We start from the raw sequence: 18228 nt of genomic DNA on the forward strand, positions 1-18228 counted from the left end.
GGGTGGGCTGTCCCTTGAGGATGGCGCCCGGGTGGTGGCGCTGCGGAGTAGGGCGATCCTGGAGTTGTCGGGGTCGGGTGGGATGGTGTCGGTGCCGCTGCCGTTGGAGCGGGTGCTGGCTTTGATTGGGCCGGGTGTGTCGGTGGCGGCGGTGAATGGTCCGGCGCAGGTGGTGGTGAGCGGGGCTGCGGCCGTCGAGTTCGCCGAGGTTCATGCGGCTCTGGGTGTGCGGCGGATCAATGTGGATTATGCGTCGCATTCGGTGCAGGTGGAGGCGTTGCGGGAGCGGCTTGAGGCTGATCTGGCCGGGTTAGACCCGCATGACGGCGAGGTGCCGTTCCACTCCACTGTGGATGCGTCGGACGACGACGGCGGGTATTGGTATCGGAATTTGCGGCATACGGTCCGGTTCGGTGATGTGATCGCGGCGCTGGTTGCGGCCGGGCATCGGACGTTTGTTGAGGTGAGTCCGCATCCGGTGCTGGCGATGGCGGTGGAGCAGGCGGGCGAGGATCTGGTGGTCGCCGGGACGCTGCGGCGGGATGACGGTGGGCGGGAGCGGTGGCTGCGGTCTTTGGGTGCGGTGCATGTGGCTGGTGTGGGTGTGGACTGGGCGGTGGTGCTGGGCGGGGTGGGGGCGTCGGGGGTGGAGTTGCCGACGTATGCGTTCCAGCGGCGGCGGTACTGGCCGCGGCCGGACGCCGGACGCTCCGGCGACATGGGCGCCGCCGGCCTGCGCCCGGCCGGCCATCCGCTCCTCGGCGCGGCCGTGCCCCTCGCCGAGGGCGACGGCGTCGTCCTGACCGGACGGCTGTCCCTTGCCGCCCAGCCGTGGCTCGCCGACCACGCCGTCGGCGGCACCGCGGTGCTGCCCGGCACCGCCCTGGTGGAACTGGCGATCCGCGCCGGTGACCAGGTCGGCGGCGGAGTCGTCGAGGAGCTGACGCTGCAGACCCCGCTCGTCCTGCCGCCGACCGGCCGGGTCCAGGTCCAGGTCTGGGCGGCCGACCCGGACGCGACCGGCCGCCGCCCGGTCAACGTCTACTCCCGCCCCGACGGCGGGGACGGGCCCTGGACCCGGCACGCGACCGGCGTTCTCGGCTCCGGCGACGGCCCCGCGCCCGCCGCGCTGACCGCCTGGCCGCCGACCGGCGCGCGGCCGGTGCCGGCCGACGGGTTCTACGAGCGGCTCGCCGCCGGTGGTTACGGCTACGGCCCCGTGTTCCAGGGCGTCGAAGCCGTCTGGCAGGACGGACCGGACGTTTACGCCGAGGTACGCCTGCCCCAGGACACCGACGCGACCGGGTTCGGCCTGCACCCGGCGCTGCTCGATGCGGCGCTGCACCCGGCCGGGCTGACCGGCCTCGTCACCGGCGGGGCGGTCATGCTGCCGTTCGCCTGGACCGGCGTCCGGCTGCACGCCACCGGGGCGCGGGCCGTGCGGGTACACCTGACCGGACTGGCCGACGACACCGTCGCCGTGACCGTGTACGACACCGCCGGCGAGCCGGTCCTCAGCGTTGCGTCCCTCGCCCTGCGCCCGGTCTCCGCGGAGCGGCTGACGACCGGCGTCCAGGACCTGTACGCGGTCGAGTGGGCTCCGCTGCCGCCCGTCTCGCCGGTCGCCGACGGTGACCCGGACGCGGTGGTGTTCGAACTTCCCGGGGGCGACGTGCACGCGGTGACGGCGCTCGCGCTGGCGCGGTTGCAGTCGTGGTTGGCGGAGCGGACCGGGTCGCGGCTGGTGATCCGGACCGGCGGCGCGACGGACGGCCGGGATCCGGCGGCGGCGGCCGTGTGGGGCCTGGTCCGGTCGGCGCAGTCGGAACACCCGGACCGGTTCGTGCTGGTCGACAGCGACGACAGCGAGCTCGATCTCGCCGCCGTGCTCGCCTCCGGTGAGCCGGAGGTCGCGGTACGGGCCGGCGTTCTGCACGCGCCGCGCCTGGTCCGGGCGGGCGAAGGTCCGCCGGCCGCAGCCGCGCTCGACCCCGACGGCACCGTGGTCATCACCGGCGGTACCGGTGCGCTGGGCGCGCTGCTGGCCCGCCACCTGACCGAGAACTACGGCGTGCGGAACCTGCTGCTGCTGTCCCGGCAGGGCCCCGACGCCAGTGGCGCTGGCGAACTGATCGCGCTGGGCGCACAGGTGGTGGCGTGCGACGTCACCGACCGCGACGCGCTCGCCGCGGCGCTCGCCGGGCACCGGATCACCGCGGTCATCCACGCCGCCGGGACCCTCGACGACGCCACCGTCGAGTCGCTGACCCCGCCGCGCCTCGACGCCGTACTGCGGGCGAAAGCCGACGCCGCCCGGCACCTGGACGAGCTCACCCAGGACCAGGACCTCGCCTGGTTCGTCATGTTCTCCTCCGCCGCGGCCACCTTCGGCTCACCGGGCCAGGGCGCCTACGCGGCCGCGAACGCCTACCTTGACGCCCTGGCGCTGCACCGCCGCACCGCCGGCCGGGCCGGGCAGTCCCTGGCCTGGGGTCTGTGGGCACCGCCCTCGGGCCTGACGAGCGGGAAGGATTTGGCCCGGCTCGGCCGGCTCGGCATCCGCGCCCTGCCCGCCGCCGACGGCCTCGCCCTCTTCGACGCCGCGGTGCGCGGGAACCGGCCGCAGCTGGTGCCGGTCCGGCTCGACCCGGCCGGGCTCCGCCGTGCCGCCGGGCTTCCCGCGGTGCTGCGCGGCCTCGCCGGGCACCCGCGCCGCCGGACCGTCGCCGACGGGCCCGGCACCGACCCGACCGGCCTCGCCCGGACGCTCCTCGGCACCGCGGAAGCGGATCGCCACCCGCTCGTCCTGCGGCTCGTCCGCACCCAGGCGGCCGCGGTCCTCGGCCACGCCGGTCCGGCCGCCGTCGACCCCGGTGCGGCCTTCCGTGACCTCGGCTTCGACTCGCTCACCGCCGTGGAGCTGCGCAACCGGCTGGCCGCGGCCACCGGGCTCGTCCTGCCGGCCACGCTCGTCTTCGACTACCCGACCGCGACGACCCTCGCCGGTTTCCTGCTCGACACCGTCCTGGGCGCCGGCCAGGCCGGCCCGGCCACCGCGCACCGCGCCGGCGCGGCCGCCGACGAGCCCATCGCGATCGTCGGGATGGCGTGCCGTTTCCCCGGGGGCGCGGACACCCCCGAGGACCTGTGGGCGATGGTGGCCGCCGGCCGCGACGCCGTCGGGGAGTTTCCGGCCGACCGGGGCTGGGACCTCGACACGCTGTACGACCCGCAGCGGCAGCGGGCCGGCACCAGCTACACCCGCCACGGCTCGTTCCTGCCGGGCGCGGCCATGTTCGACCCCGAGTTCTTCGGCATCAGCCCCCGCGAGGCCGTCGCCACCGACCCGCAGCAGCGGCTGCTGCTGGAGACCGCGTGGGAAGCCCTGGAGCGGTCCGGGATCGCGCCGGACAGCCTGCGCGGCACGGACACCGGCGTCTACGTCGGGCTCATCCACCACGACTACGCCACCCAGGTCGCGGCGAACCCCGTCGAGACCGAGGGGTACCTCCTCACCGGCACCGCCGGCAGCGTCGCCTCGGGCCGCGTCTCCTACATCCTCGGCCTGGAGGGCCCGGCCGTCTCGGTCGACACCGCGTGCTCGTCGTCGCTCGTCGCCGTGCACCTGGCCGCGCAGGCGCTGCGGTCGGGGGAGTGCTCGCTGGCGCTGGCCGGCGGGGTGACCGTCATGGCGACCCCCGGCCTGTTCGTGGAGTTCTCCCGGCAGAACGGGCTCTCCGTCGACGGGCGGTGCAAGCCGTTCGCCGATGCCGCCGACGGTACCGGCTGGGGCGAGGGCGTCGGCGTCCTGGTCCTGGAGCGGCTGTCCGAGGCCCGCCGCCGGGGCCACGAGGTCCTCGCCGTCGTGCGGGGCAGCGCCGTCAACCAGGACGGCGCTTCCAACGGGCTCACCGCTCCCAACGGCCCGTCGCAGCAGCGGGTGATCCGCCAGGCGCTCGCCAACGCGGGCGTGCGGGCGCCCGACGTGGACGTCGTCGAGGCGCACGGCACCGGCACCCGGCTCGGTGACCCGATCGAGGCGCAGGCCCTGATCGGCACCTACGGCCAGGACCGCCCCGAGGGCCGGCCGCTGCGGCTCGGTTCGGTGAAGTCGAACATCGGGCACACCCAGGCCGCGGCCGGTGTCGCCGGGATCATCAAGATGGTCCTCGCGATGCGCCACGGGGTGCTGCCCAAGACGCTGCACGTCGATGCGCCGACGTCCCACGTCGACTGGACCGGCGGCACCGTGGAACTGCTCGCGGCCGCGGTCCCGTGGGAGACCGGCGGCCGGCCGCGCCGGGCCGGTGTGTCGTCGTTCGGGGTCAGCGGTACCAACGCCCACCTCATCCTGGAGGAGGGCGAACCGCGGCCCGCCGTCACCGCCGAGCCGGCCGGGCCGGTCCCGTGGGTGCTCTCCGCCAAGTCCGAGGCCGCCCTGCTGGATCAGGCGGACCGGCTGCACCGGTTCGCCACCGCCACTGCGGACCTCGATCCGGCCGCCGTCGCCAAGGCCCTGGTGCACGGCCGGTCCACGTTCGATCATCGCGCCGTCGTCGTCGCCGGGGACGCCGCCGGGTTCGCGGCCGCGCTCACCGACCTGGAGTCGTCGCCTGCGGTCGTTCGCGCGGTTGCCGCCGGTACCACGGAACCGGTCTTCGTCTTCCCCGGCCAGGGCGCCCAGTGGCTCGGCATGGGTGTCGAGCTGTGGGACACCGAGCCCGTGTTCGCCGCGTCGATGGCGCACTGCGCCGAGGCGCTGGCTCCGTTCGTCGACTGGTCGCTGCGGGCCGCGCTGACCGATCCGGCGCTGCTGGCCCGGGTCGATGTCGTGCAGCCGGTGCTGTGGTCGGTGATGGTGTCCCTCGCCGAGCTGTGGCGTTCCGCCGGTGTCGAACCGGCCGCGGTCGTCGGGCATTCCCAGGGTGAGATCGCCGCGGCCACGGTCGCCGGCGGGCTGAGCATCGAGGACGCGGCGCGGGTCGTCGCGCTGCGGGCGAAGGCGTGGCTGGCCCTGGCCGGGCAGGGCGGCATGATGTCGGTCGCCCTCTCCGAGGACGAGGTCGCGCGGTTCCTGGCCCCGCACGGCGACCGGCTGGCCGTCGCCGCGGTGAACAGTTCGGTGTCGGTGACCCTGGCCGGGTACCCCGACGCCCTCGACGCCGTCGCGGAGGCGCTCACCGCCGCCGGCGTGTGGTGCCGGCGCATCGCCGGTATCGACACGGCCGGGCACTCGGCGCAGGTCGAGGTGCTGGAGGACCACGTCCGGGAGGTCCTCGCCCCGCTGGCACCGCACACCTCGCGGATCCCGTTCTACTCGACGGTGACCGGCGACTGGTTCGACACCGCCGGGCTCGACGCCGACTACTGGTATCGCAACCTGCGCCTCCCGGTCCGCTTCGGCGCCGCGGTCCAGGGCCTGGCCGCGGCCGGGCACCGGGTGTTCCTGGAGATCAGCGCGCATCCGATCCTCGGCCTCGCGGTGGAGCAGAGCGGCGCCGACGTCGTCGCGACCGGCACGCTGCGCCGCGACGAGGGCGGCCGCGACCGGTGGCTCCGCGCGGTCGCCGGCGCGCACGTCGCCGGGATCGCCGTCGACTGGACCGCGCTGCTCGGCCCCGCCCCGGCCCCGCCGGTCCCGCTGCCGACCTACCCGTTCCAGCACCGCCACTACTGGCTCCGGCCCACCGGCACCCAGCCCGCCCGGCAGCTCACCGACGTCTTCGACGCCGGCTTCTGGCAGGCCGTGGCCCGCGACGACGCCGCCGCGGTGCTGCCCGTCCTCGCGTCGCTGCGGCAGCGGCAGGCCCGGGCCGAGCTCGACGGCTGGCGGTACCGGATCGGCTGGACCCCGCTCGCCGACGGGCCGGGCGCGGCGCTGTCCGGCACCTGGGCGCTGATCGCGGCGCCCGGTGCCGGCGACGACATCGCGGCGGCGCTGGCCGCGGCCGGGGCCGAGGTGCTGCGGATCGGGGCCGGTGACCCGGTGCCGGACGTGGCCGGCGGCGTGCTGCTGGCGACCGCGGGCCGGGACTGCGCGGCCGAACTGCTGACGGTCGCGCAGCTCTGGGGACCGGCGCCGCTGTGGGTGCTGACCCGGGGCGCGGTCGGCGTCGACGCCGGTGACCCGATCACCGACGTCTGGCAGAGCCAGGTCTGGGGCCTCGGCCGGGTCATCGGCGCCGAGCAGCCCGACCGCTGGGGCGGGCTCGTCGACCTGCCCGCCGAGTGGGACGAGACGGCCGGTCGGCGGCTGTGCGCCGTCCTGGCTGGCGGGGCCGAGAACCAGGTCGCCATCCGCGGCGACCGGGTCCACGGCCTGCGGCTGCGGCGAGCGCCCGCCCCCACCGGACCCGGCTGGCAGCCGTCCGGCACCGTCCTCATCACCGGCGGCACCGGCGCGGTCGGCGCGCACACGGCCCGCTGGCTCGCCGCCCGCGGCGCGGCGCACCTGGTGCTGGTCAGCCGCCGGGGGCCCGCCGCCGACGGCGCCCAGGATCTCGCCGACGAGCTCATCGCCGCCGGGGCCGGGGTCCAGATCGTGGCCGCCGACGCCGCCGACCGCGCCGCCATGGCCGAGGTCCTGGCCGCGGTACCGGTCGAGCATCCACTGACCGCCGTCGTGCACTGCGCGGTCGCCCTCGACGACGCGGTCCTCGGGTCGCTGACGCCCGAACGGTTCGGCACCGTCGGCCACGCCAAGATCGACGCGCTGCTCACCCTCGACGAGCTCACCGCCGGCCTCGACCTCGACGCGTTCATCGTCTGCTCGTCCGTCGCCGCGCTGTTCGGCTCGGCCGGGCAGGGCAACTACGCCGCGGCGAACGCGTTCCTGGACGCGTACGCCCAGCGCCGCCGGGCCGAGGGCGCACCGATGGCGTCGATCGCGTGGGGCGCCTGGGCCGGCGACGGGCTCGCCGGCGACGGTGCGGTCGCGGCCCGGACCCGCCGCGGCGGCGTCCCGGGCATGGACCCGGCGATCGCCGTCGCCGCCCTCGAGCACGCCACCGCCACCGGATACCAGGTCGTCGCCGACGTGGACTGGCCGCGGTACCTCGAATCCGGCCGCGGCGCCGCCGGAGCGTGGCTCGCCGACCTGCCCGAGGCCCGGCCCGCGAGCGACCCGGCCGGAGCCGCGGACGCGGCCGGTGGCGCCCCGTCGGCGTGGGCGGCCCGGCTGCGGCAGACGCCCGCCGCCGAGCAGGCCCCGCTCATCCTGGCGATGGTCCAGCAGCAGGCCGCCGTCGTCCTCGGCCACAGCGGGGCCGAGCAGGTCCCGGCCGACCGGGTGTTCCGCGAACTCGGCTTCGACTCGCTGACCGCCGTCGAGCTGCGCAACCGGCTGACCGCCGTCACCGGCCTGACGCTGCCGGCCACGCTCGTCTTCGACCACCCCACCCCGGCCGCGCTGGCCGGCTACCTCCTGGCCGAGGTCACCGGCGCCGCCATCGCCGTGGCCGCACCGACGGCCGCGGCGACCGACGAACCGGTCGCGATCGTCGGCATGGCGTGCCGGTTCCCCGGCGGCGCGGACACGCCCGAGGCCCTGTGGGCGCTGCTGGCCGAGGGCCGCGACGCGGTCGGCGACTTCCCTGCGGACCGGGGCTGGGACACCACGCCCGGCGGGTACGCGCGGGTCGGTGGCTTCCTCGCCGACGCGGCCGGGTTCGACGCCGGGTTCTTCGGGATCAGCCCGCGCGAAGCCCTGGCGATGGACCCGCAGCAGCGGTTGCTGCTGGAAACGTCGTGGGAGGCCCTCGAACGGGCGGGACTCGATCCGGTCGCGTTGCGGGGCAGCGTCACCGGCGTCTACCTGGGCACCAACGGACAGGACTACCCCGCGCTGCTGGAGGCGGCCGACGCGGCCGGTGAGGGGTTCACCGGCACCGGCAACGCGGCCAGCGTCATGTCCGGCCGGATCTCCTACGCGCTGGGTCTGGAAGGGCCGGCCGTCTCGGTCGACACGGCGTGCTCGTCGTCGCTGGTCGCCGTACACCTGGCGGCGCAGGCCCTGCGGGCCGGCGAGTGCACCCTGGCCCTGGCCGGCGGCGTGTCCGTCATGGTCACTCCGAAGATCTTCGCGGAGTTCTCCCGGCAGGGCGGGCTGGCCGCGGACGGGCGCTGCAAACCGTTCGCCGACGCCGCCGACGGTACCGGCTGGGGCGAGGGCATCGGCATGCTCGTCCTCGAGCGCGTGTCGGACGCGCGCCGGCACGGGCACCGGATCCTGGCCCTGGTCCGGGGCAGCGCGATCAACCAGGACGGCGCATCGAACGGGCTGACCGCCCCCAACGGCCCGGCGCAGCAGCGGGTCATCCGGGCCGCGCTCGCCAACGCCGGGCTGACCCCCGCCGACGTGGACGCCGTGGAAGCCCACGGCACCGGCACCACGCTCGGCGACCCGATCGAGGCGCAGGCGCTCATCGCCACCTACGGCCGGGACCGGTCCGCCGACCGGCCGCTGTGGCTGGGGTCGGTGAAGTCGAACATCGGCCACACCCAGGCCGCCGCCGGTGTCGCCGGGATCATGAAGATGGTGCTCGCGATGCGCCACGGCGAGCTGCCGGCGACGCTGCACGTGGACGCGCCGTCGTCGCACGTCGACTGGTCCGCCGGGACCGTCGCGCTGCTGGCCGGGCCCCGCCGCTGGGAGCCGTCCGACCGGCCGCGGCGGGCCGGGGTGTCGTCGTTCGGCATCTCCGGCACCAACGCCCACGTCATCCTGGAGGAGGGCGAGCCGCAGCCCGCCGCCGCGGAGCCGGTCGCACCGGTCGCGCCGGTGCCGTGGGTGCTGTCGGCGAAGAGCGAGCCGGCGCTGCGGGCCCAGGCCCGGCGGCTGGCCGGGTTCGCGAGCCGCTCCCCGGACGCCGACCCCGCCGCCGTCGCCCAGGCACTCGTCACCAGCCGGTCGACGTTCGCGCACCGCAGCGTCGTCTTCGGCCGGGAGCTACCCGCGCTCGTCGCCGGTCTCGACGCCCCGTCGTCGCGCTCGGTGATCACCGGTGCCGCCGACGCCGGCCGCCTCGCGGTGGTGTTCTCCGGCCAGGGCAGTCAGCGCCCCGGCATGGGCCTCGGACTGTACGCGCGGTATCCGGTCTTCGCGGCGGCCTTCGATGAGGTGTGCGCGCACTTCGGAACTCCGCTGCGCGAGTTGATCGCCGACGGCACCGACCTGGATCAGACGGCGAACACGCAGGCGGCGTTGTTCGCGGTGCAGGTGGCGTTGTTCCGGCTGGTCGAGTCGTGGGGCGTCACTCCGTCGTTCCTGGCCGGTCACTCGATCGGTGAGGTGACCGCGGCCTACGTGGCTGGGGTGTGGTCGCTGGCTGATGCGGCGCGGATTGTGGCGGCGCGGGGCCGGTTGATGCAGGCCCTGCCGGCGGGTGGGGCGATGGTGGCGCTGACCGCGTCGCACGAGGAAGCGCTGGCGCTCGTTGCCGGGCATGCGGACGTCGGTGTGGCGGCGGTGAACGGTCCACAGTCGACGGTGATCTCAGGTACGGCCGAGACGGTCCTGGCGCTGGCCGATCGGTGGCGGGAGCAGGGTGGCAAGGCCCGGCAGCTGCGGGTGAGTCACGCGTTCCATTCGCCGCTGATGGAGCCGATGCTGGCCGAGTTCGCCGCCGTGCTCAACGGTGTGACCTGGCATGAGCCGTCGATCCCGGTCGTCTCGGGCACGCCGGGTGCGGACCTGACCGGCCCGGCGTACTGGGTCGCGCATGTCCGCGAGGCCGTCCGGTACCACGATGCCGTCACCGGCCTGCGCGAGCGGGGCGCCGGGATCTTCCTGGAGCTCGGCCCGGACGGGACCCTGACCGCGATGGCCGGCGCCGCCCCGGGCGTGTGGCTGCCGGCGCTGCGGGCCGAGTGGGACGAGGCCGAGACGCTGCTCGCCGCGGTCGCCGGCGTCCACGTCCACGGCGGGCCGGTCGACTGGCCCGCCCTCCTCGGCGGCCCGCCCCGGCCGGACCTGGACCTGCCGACGTACCCGTTCCAGCACCAGCGCTTCTGGCCCCGCGTCACCGGCGGCCGCCCCGGTGACGCGGGCGCGGCCGGGCAGCGCCGCGCCGGCCACCCGCTGCTGAGCGCGGCGGTACCCCTCGCCGACGGCGACGGCCTGGTCCTGACCGGCAGGCTGTCCCTCGCCGCCCAGCCGTGGCTGGCCGACCACGCCCTCCTCGGCTCGGTCCTGCTGCCCGCCACCGCCTTCCTGGACCTGGCCGTCCACGCCGGCGACCAGGTCGGCTGCGGTACCGTCGAGGAACTCACCCTCCAGGCCCCCCTCGTCCTGCCGGCGACGGCCGGGGTGCAGGTGCAGGTGGTCGCCGGGACCGCCGACGAGCACGGCCGCCGCGCGGTCGCCGTCTACTCCCGGGCCGAGGGCGCGGAGGGGCCGTGGACCGCGCACGCCGGCGGGCGGCTCGGCCCCGACGACCAGCCCCTCCCGGCGGCGCTGACCGCCTGGCCGCCCGCGGACGCCCGGCCGGTCCCGATCGAGGGCCTCTACCAGCGGCTGGCCGGCGACGGCTACGCCTACGGGCCCGTGTTCCAGGGCCTGCGGGCGGTGTGGCGGGCCGGCGCCGACGTCTACACCGAGGTGGAACTGCCCGAGCCCGCCGACGCCGGCGACTTCGGCCTGCACCCGGCCGCCCTCGACGCGGCGTTCCACGCGATCGCGCTGACCGGCCTGGCCGGTGACAGCGAGCCGCTGCTGCCGTTCGCGTGGACCGGCGTGCGCCTGCACGCCACCGGAGCGACGGCGCTGCGGGTGCGGCTCACGCCCGCGGCCGGCGGGATCACCGTCGCGGCGTTCGACCCGGCGGGCCGGCCGGTGCTGAGCGCGGCGTCCCTCGCCCTGCGCCCGGTGACCGCCCCCGCGGCGCCGGACGCCGCCCAGGATCTGTACACGGTCGAGTGGGTGCCGCTGCCGGCGGTCGCTCCGGTCGACCCGGACGCGGTGGTGTTCGAGGTCCCGGCGAGCGATGTCCAGGTGGCGACGGCGGCGGTACTGGAGCGGCTGCAGTCCTGGCTGGCCGAGCCGTCCGCCGCCCGGCTGGTGATCCGGACCCGCGACGGTGACCTGCCCGCGGCCGCGGTGCGGGGCCTGGTCCGGTCGGCGCAGTCGGAGCACCCGGACCGGTTCGTCCTGGTCGAGGGTGATGCCGACGCCGACCTCGGCGCGGTGCTGGCGACCGGTGAGCCGGAGGTCGCGGTCCGCGGCGGGGTGCTGCACGGCCGGCGGCTCACCCGGGCCGGCGCGGGCCGGCTGATGCTGCCGGTGCGGGGCTCGTGGCGGCTGGAGATGTCCGAGCCGGGCAGCCTGGAGAACCTGACGGTGGTCGGCCGGCCCGAGCCGGCACCGGCCGCGGGGGAGGTGCGGGTCGCGGTCCGCGCCGCCGGGCTGAACTTCCGGGATGTGCTGATCGGGCTGGGCATGTACCCGGATCCGGGCGCGCTGCCGGGCACCGAGGCGGCCGGCGTGGTCGTCGAGGTCGGTCCGGGTGTCGAGGATCTGGCCGTCGGCGATCGGGTGTTCGGGATGTTCGCCGGTGCGTTCGGCCCGTCGGCGGTCACGGATCGGCGGTTGCTGGCCCGGATCCCGGCCGGCTGGTCGTTCACCGAGGCCGCGTCCGTGCCGGTGGTGTTCCTGACCGCCTACTACGCGCTGCGGGATCTGGCCGACGTCCAGCGGGGGGAGAAGATCCTCATCCACGCCGTGGCGGGCGGGGTCGGGATGGCCGCGGTGCAGTTGGCACGAGCGTGGGGTGTGGAGGTGTACGGCACCGCCAGTCCCGGCAAATGGCCGGCATTGGAGGGGTTCGATCCCGGACACCTGGCCTCGTCCCGTGACCTCGAGTTCCGGGAGCGGTTCCTGGCGGCGACCGGTGGTGAGGGTGTGGACGTGGTCCTCAACGCGCTCGCGGGGTCCTTTGTGGATGCTTCGCTGGATCTGCTGCCGCGGGGTGGCCGGTTCGTGGAGATGGGTAAGACCGACATCCGCGGCGAGCTGGACCGTCCTGACGTCACGTATCAGCCGTTCGACCTCTTCGACGCGAGCACCGACCGGATCGCCGCGATGCTGGGCGAACTCCTCGATCTGTTCGCCGCCGGCAGCCTGCGGCCACTGCCGGCGACCGTGTTCGAGACCGGCCGGGCGGTGGAGGCGCTGCGGCACCTGCAGGCCGCCCGGCACGTCGGCAAGGTCGTCCTGCGGCTGCCGGCGAGCCCGGACCCGGACGGGACCGTGGTCATCACCGGTGGTACCGGCGGGCTGGGCGCTGTGCTCGCCCGTCACCTGATCGAGGTGTACGGCGTGCGGAACCTGTTGTTGCTGTCGCGGCAGGGTCCGGCGGCCGCGGGCGCCGGCGAGCTGCTGGCGCTCGGTGCGGAGGTGGTGGCGTGTGACGTCACCGATCGGGTGGCGCTCGGGTCGGTGCTGGAGGGGCGCCGGATCACGGGGGTCGTGCACGCGGCCGGGGTGCTGGATGACGGCACGGTCGAGTCGCTGACGCCGGAGCGGCTGGCCGGGGTGCTGCGGGTCAAGGCGGATGCGGCCTGGCACCTGCACGAGCTCACCCAGGGCCAGGACCTCGCGTGGTTCGTCATGTACTCCGCGGCGGCCGCCACGTTCGGTGCGCCCGGGCAGGGCAACTACGCCGCCGCGAATGCCTACCTGGATGCCCTCGCCGGCTACCGCCGCGCGCTCGGCCTCCCGGCCCAGTCCCTCGCCTGGGGCATGTGGGCCCACCCGTCCGGCATGGCCGGTCGCCTCGACCGCGGCGACCTGGCCCGGCTGCACCGCTCCGGCGGCGCCGCCCTGACCGCCGGCGAGGGCCTGGCCGCCTTCGACGCGGCGATCCGCCTGGACCCGCCGCACGTCGTACCGATGCGGCTGGACCTCGCCGGGCTGCGCAACGCCGCCGCGGTACCGCCGCTGCTGCGCTCCCTCGCCGGGCCGGCGAAACGGCGGGCGGCGGCCGGCGGCGGGGCGAACGATCGCACCGACCTCGCCCGCGCCCTTGCCGGCCGGACCGGCACCGACCGGGCCCGGGCGGTCCTCGACCTCGTCCGCGCCGAGGCCGCGACGGTGCTCGGCTACAGCGGCCCGGACGCCGTCGACCCCGCCACCGCGTTCCGGGAGCTCGGCTTCGACTCCCTGACCGCCGTCGAGCTGCGCAACCGCCTGGCCGCCGCGACCGGGCTGCCGTTGCCGGCCACGCTCGTCTTCGACCACCCCAGCGCCCAGGCCCTGGCCCGGTTCCTGCTCGCCGAGGTCCTCGGTACCCCGGCCGGGACCGTCGAGCGGGCCGTCGCGGTCACCGCCGCGGCCGACGAACCCATCGCCATCGTCGGCATGGCGTGCCGGTTCCCGGGCGGCGCCGACACCCCGGAAGCGCTGTGGGCCCTGCTCGCGGGCGGCGGCGACGCGGTCACGGCATTCCCGGCCGACCGCGGCTGGGACCTCGACTCGCTCTACGACCCCGATCCGGGCCGCCCCGGCACCAGCTACGCCCGCGAGGCCGCCTTCGTCGCCGACGTCACCGGCTTCGACGCGAGCTTCTTCGGGATCAGCCCGCGCGAGGCGGTCGCGATGGACCCGCAGCAGCGGCTGCTGCTGGAGACCTCGTGGGAAGCCCTGGAACGGGCCGGGCTCGACCCGGCCGGGCTGCGCGGCACCGACACCGGCGTCTACGTCGGCATCGCCGCCTCCGACTACGGCCTGCGCGCCTCGGCCGACCTCGAGGCCGCCGACGGGCACGGCCTCACCGGCACCACGACCAGCGTCGCGTCCGGCCGGGTCGCGTACTCCCTCGGCCTGGAAGGGCCCGCGGTGTCGGTCGACACCGCGTGCTCGTCGGCGCTGGTCGCCGTACACCTGGCGGCGCAGGCCCTGCGGTCCGGCGAGTGCTCGATGGCGCTCGCCGGCGGCGTCACCGTCATGGCCACCCCGGCGGTCTTCGTCGAGTTCTCCCGCCAGCGGGCGATGTCGGCCGACGGCCGGTGCAAGCCGTTCGCCGACGCCGCCGACGGCACGGGCTGGGGCGAGGGCGCCGGCGTCCTCGTCCTGGAGCGGCTCTCGGAGGCGCGCCGCAAGGGCCACGAGGTCCTCGCCGTGGTGCGGGGCAGCGCGATCAACCAGGACGGCGCGTCGAACGGGCTGACCGCCCCGAACGGCCCGTCGCAGCAGCGGGTCATCCGGGCCGCGCTGGCCAACGCCGGGTTGCGGCCCGACGAGGTCGACGCGGTCGAGGCGCACGGCACGGGCACGACCCTCGGCGACCCGATCGAGGCTCAAGCGCTGATCGCGACCTACGGTCAGGGCCGGCCGGCGGATCACCCGCTGTGGCTGGGCTCGGTGAAGTCGAACATCGGTCACACGCAGGCTGCCGCGGGCGCCGCCGGGCTGATCAAGATGGTGCTCGCCCTGCGGCACGGCCTGCTGCCGGCGACCCTGCACGTGGACGCGCCCTCGTCCCATGTGGACTGGTCCGCGGGTACGGTCCGGCTGCTGACCGGCGCCGAGCCGTGGGAACCGGCCGGCCGTCCGCGCCGCGCCGGGGTCTCCTCCTTCGGCATCTCCGGCACCAATGCCCACGTCATCCTCGAAGAGGCCGGGCCGGTCGCGCTCGCCGCGCCCGACCCGGCCCCGACCGGTGCGGTGGCGTGGGTGCTGTCCGCCAAGTCCGAGCGGGCCCTGCGCGACCAGGCCCGCCGGCTCGCCGCCCGGGTGGCCGGCGAGCCTAGCCTGGATGTCGCCGCGGTGGCCCGGTCCCTGGTCGAAGGCCGCTCGACGTTCCCGCACCGGACGGTCGTGGTCGCCGCCGACCTCGACGGTTTCATCGCCGGGCTGACCGACCCCGGCACCGCGATCAGCGGCGGGGCCACCGCCGGCGACCCGGTGTTCCTGTTCCCGGGCCGGGACGCGCAGTGGGCCGGCATGGGCATGGCCCTGTGGGACGGCGAGCCGGCGTTCGCGGCGGCGATGGAGCGCTGCGCCGAGGCCCTGCGACCGTACCTGGACCGGCCCCTGCGGGACACGCTGGACGACCCGGACGCTCCGCCGGCCGCGTCGTGGGCCGTCATGGTCGCCCTCGCCGACCTGTGGCGCTCGGTCGGAGTGACCCCGGCGGCCGTCGTCGGCGACGGCCCCGGCGAGATCGCGGCGGCCGTGGTCGCCGGTGGACTGTCCATCGCGGACGGTGCCCGGATCGTGGCCGCAAACCAAACGGCGGCAGTGGTACCCCAGGCGCGGTCCGCCCCCATCCCGTTCCACTCGACCGTCACCGGCGCCCGCCTGGACACCGCGGGCCTGGACGCCGACTACTGGGATCGCAGCCGGCGCTCGCCCTCCCGCCTCGACGACGTGCTCCAGGCGCTGGTCGAGACCGGGCACCGCACCTTCCTCGAGATCAGCGCCGCCCCCGTGCTGGCCGAGACGGTACGGCGGGCCGGGGCCGGCGTGACCGTGGCCGAGACGCTGCGCCGCGGCGACGGCGGCCGCGACCGGTGGCTGCGCTCCGTCGCCGCGCTGCACGTGGCGGGCGTCGACGTCGACTGGCGGCCGCTGCTGGCCGGCGGGTCCGGTCGCCGGGTGCCGCTGCCGACGTACCCGTTCCAGCACCAGCGGTACTGGGCCCAAGCCCCGGCCGGCCGTCCCGGCGACGCCGCCGCCCTCGGCCAGCGCGCCGCCGACCACCCGTTGCTCACCGCCGCCGTCGCGCTCGCCGACGGCGAGGGCCTGGTCCTCACCGGCCGGCTCTCGCTCGCCGGGCAGCCCTGGACCGCCGACCACGCCCTGTTCGGCACGGTCCTGCTGCCCGGCACGGCCCTGCTCGAACTCGCCCTCTCCGCGGGGAACCAGGTCGGCTGCGGCGTCGTCGAGGAGCTCACCCTGCAGACGCCGCTCGTGCTGCCGGACCGCGGCGGGGTGCAGATCCAGGTGCGGGCCGGCGATCCCGGCCCGGACGGCCGGCGCCCGGTCACCGTCCACTCCCGCACCGAGGGGGCCGACGGGCCCTGGACCCGGCACGCCTCGGGCGTCCTCAGCCCGGCCGTGGACCGGGCGCCGGACCCGCTCCCGGTCTGGCCGCCCGCGGACGCCGAGCCGGTCACCGTCGACGGGCTGTACGAGCACCTGGCCGGCGGCGGCTACGGGTACGGGCCGGCGTTCCGGGGCCTGCGCGCCGCCTGGCGATCCGCCGCGGACGCCTACGCCGAGGTCGCGCTGCCCGAGCCGGTCGACGCCGACGGCTTCGGGGTGCATCCGGCGGCGCTGGACGCCGTCCTGCACGCCGTCGGCCTGACCGGGCTCGTCGCCGGTACCGGTGCCATGCTGCCGTTCGCGTGGACCCGGGTCCGGCTGCACGCCACCGGCGCCCGGGTGCTGCGGGCCCGATTGTCCAAGGTGGACGACACCGGCGTCGCCGTCGCCGTCTTCGACCCGGCCGGGCAGCCGGTCCTGACCGCCGGGTCGCTGGCGATGCTGCCGGTCACGGCGGACCAGGTCGCGCCCCGCAGCGACCACCTGTTCACGGTCGGCTGGACCCCGGTCCCGCCCGCCGCGACCGGCGGCGAGGCCGACGCGGTCGTCTTCGACCTGCCCGAGCTGGAGGTCCACGCGGCGACCGCACAGGTGCTGGAGCGCCTGCAGACGTGGCTGGCCGAGCCCGGCCGCGCGCGGCTGGTGATCCGGGCCCGCGGCGCCACGGACGGCCGGGACCTGGCGGCCGCGGCGGTGTGGGGCCTGGTCCGGTCGGCGCAGTCGGAGCACCCGGACCGGTTCGTCCTGCTCGATGACGTGGACGGCGGGGCCGACCTCGCGGCGGTGCTCGCCACGGGTGAGCCCGAGATCCTGGCTCGGGACGGTGTGCTGCACGCCCGGCGGCTCACCCGCGATGTGGACGGCGAGCCGGCCCCGGCCGCGCTCGACCCGGACGGGACCGTGGTCATCACCGGCGGTACCGGCCTGCTGGGCGGGCTGCTGGCCCGGCATCTGGCCGAGGTCCACGGCGTGCGGAACCTGCTGCTGCTGTCCCGGCAGGGTCGGGCGGCCGAAGGCGCGGATGCGCTGATCGCCCTCGGCGCGGAGGTGGTGGCGTGTGACGTCACCGACCGGGCGGCGCTCGCGTCGGTATTGCACGGGCGCCGGATCACCGGGGTCGTGCACACGGCGGGCGTGCTCGACGACGGCCTGGTCGAGTCGCTGACCCCGGAGCGCCTCGACGGTGTGCTGCGGGCGAAGGCGGACGCGGCCTGGCACCTGCACGAGCTCACCCAGGACCAGGATCTCGCGTGGTTCGTCATGTACTCCTCGGCGGCGGCGACGTTCGGTGCGCCCGGGCAGGGCAACTACGCCGCCGCCAACGCCTACCTGGACGCCCTCGCGCTGTACCGCCGCAACGAGGGCCGCGCCGGGCAGTCCCTCGCCTGGGGACTGTGGGAGCAGCGGTCCGCGCTCACCGGCGACCTCGACGACGCCGGCCGCGGCCGGATCGACCGCGGCGGCATCCTCGCCCTGTCCGCCGGCGAGGGGCTCGCCCTCTTCGACGCGGCCATCCGGGCCGGCCGGCCCCAGCTCGTCCCGATCCGGCTCGACCTGCCGGTCCTGCGGCAGGCCCCCGCGCTGCCGGCGATCCTGTGCAGCCTCGCCGGGCCGCCCCGGCCCCGGACGGCGGCCGGCCCCGGCGCCGCCGACGCGGCCGGGCTGCGGCGGACCCTGGCCGGGCTCGCCGCCGCGGACCGGCTGCCCGTCCTGCTCGACCACGTCCGCGCCCAGACCGCGCAGGTCCTCGGCTACACCGGGCCGGAGGCGGTCGAGGCCGACACGGCGTTCCGCGATCTCGGTTTCGACTCGCTCAGCGCGGTCGAGCTGCGCAACCAGCTCGCCGCCAGCACCGGCCTGTCGCTGCCGGCCACCCTCGTCTTCGACTACCCGACCCCGGCCCACCTGGCCCGGGAGCTGCGGACCCGGATCGCACCGGCGGAGAAGACCCTGGCCGACAGCCTGCAGGCCGAACTGGACCGGATCGAGCAGGCGATCCCCGCACTGACCGGCGGCCACGGCGGCGACCCGGCGAAGCTCGTCGGCCGCCTCCGCGACCTGGTCCGCCGCCTCGAACCCCGGGCCGGCGCAGCCGCGGGCATCGACACCGACACCGCCTCCGACGACGAGCTCTTCGACGTGCTCGACCAGATCCAAGGCACCGAGGGAAGGCATACGGCGTGAGC

1 protein-coding gene (running past one end of the window) is annotated in these 18228 nt (G+C 76.4%); it reads left to right on the top strand.

The window, feature by feature from the left end; translation table 11 throughout:
* Window positions 1-18226: the 3' portion of a type I polyketide synthase gene (locus ACQPXD_RS24920; RefSeq protein ID WP_432842506.1), read on the top strand. The gene continues 16406 nt to the left of window position 1, outside the view; only the last 18226 of its 34632 coding nucleotides appear in the window; the start codon falls outside the window, past its left edge; its stop codon occupies window positions 18224-18226.
* Window positions 18227-18228: the final 2 nt, after the last annotated feature.

The sequence above is a fragment of the Dactylosporangium sp. CA-092794 genome, assembly GCF_050948465.1.
In the GTDB taxonomy this organism is placed as follows: Bacteria; Actinomycetota; Actinomycetes; order Mycobacteriales; family Micromonosporaceae; genus Dactylosporangium.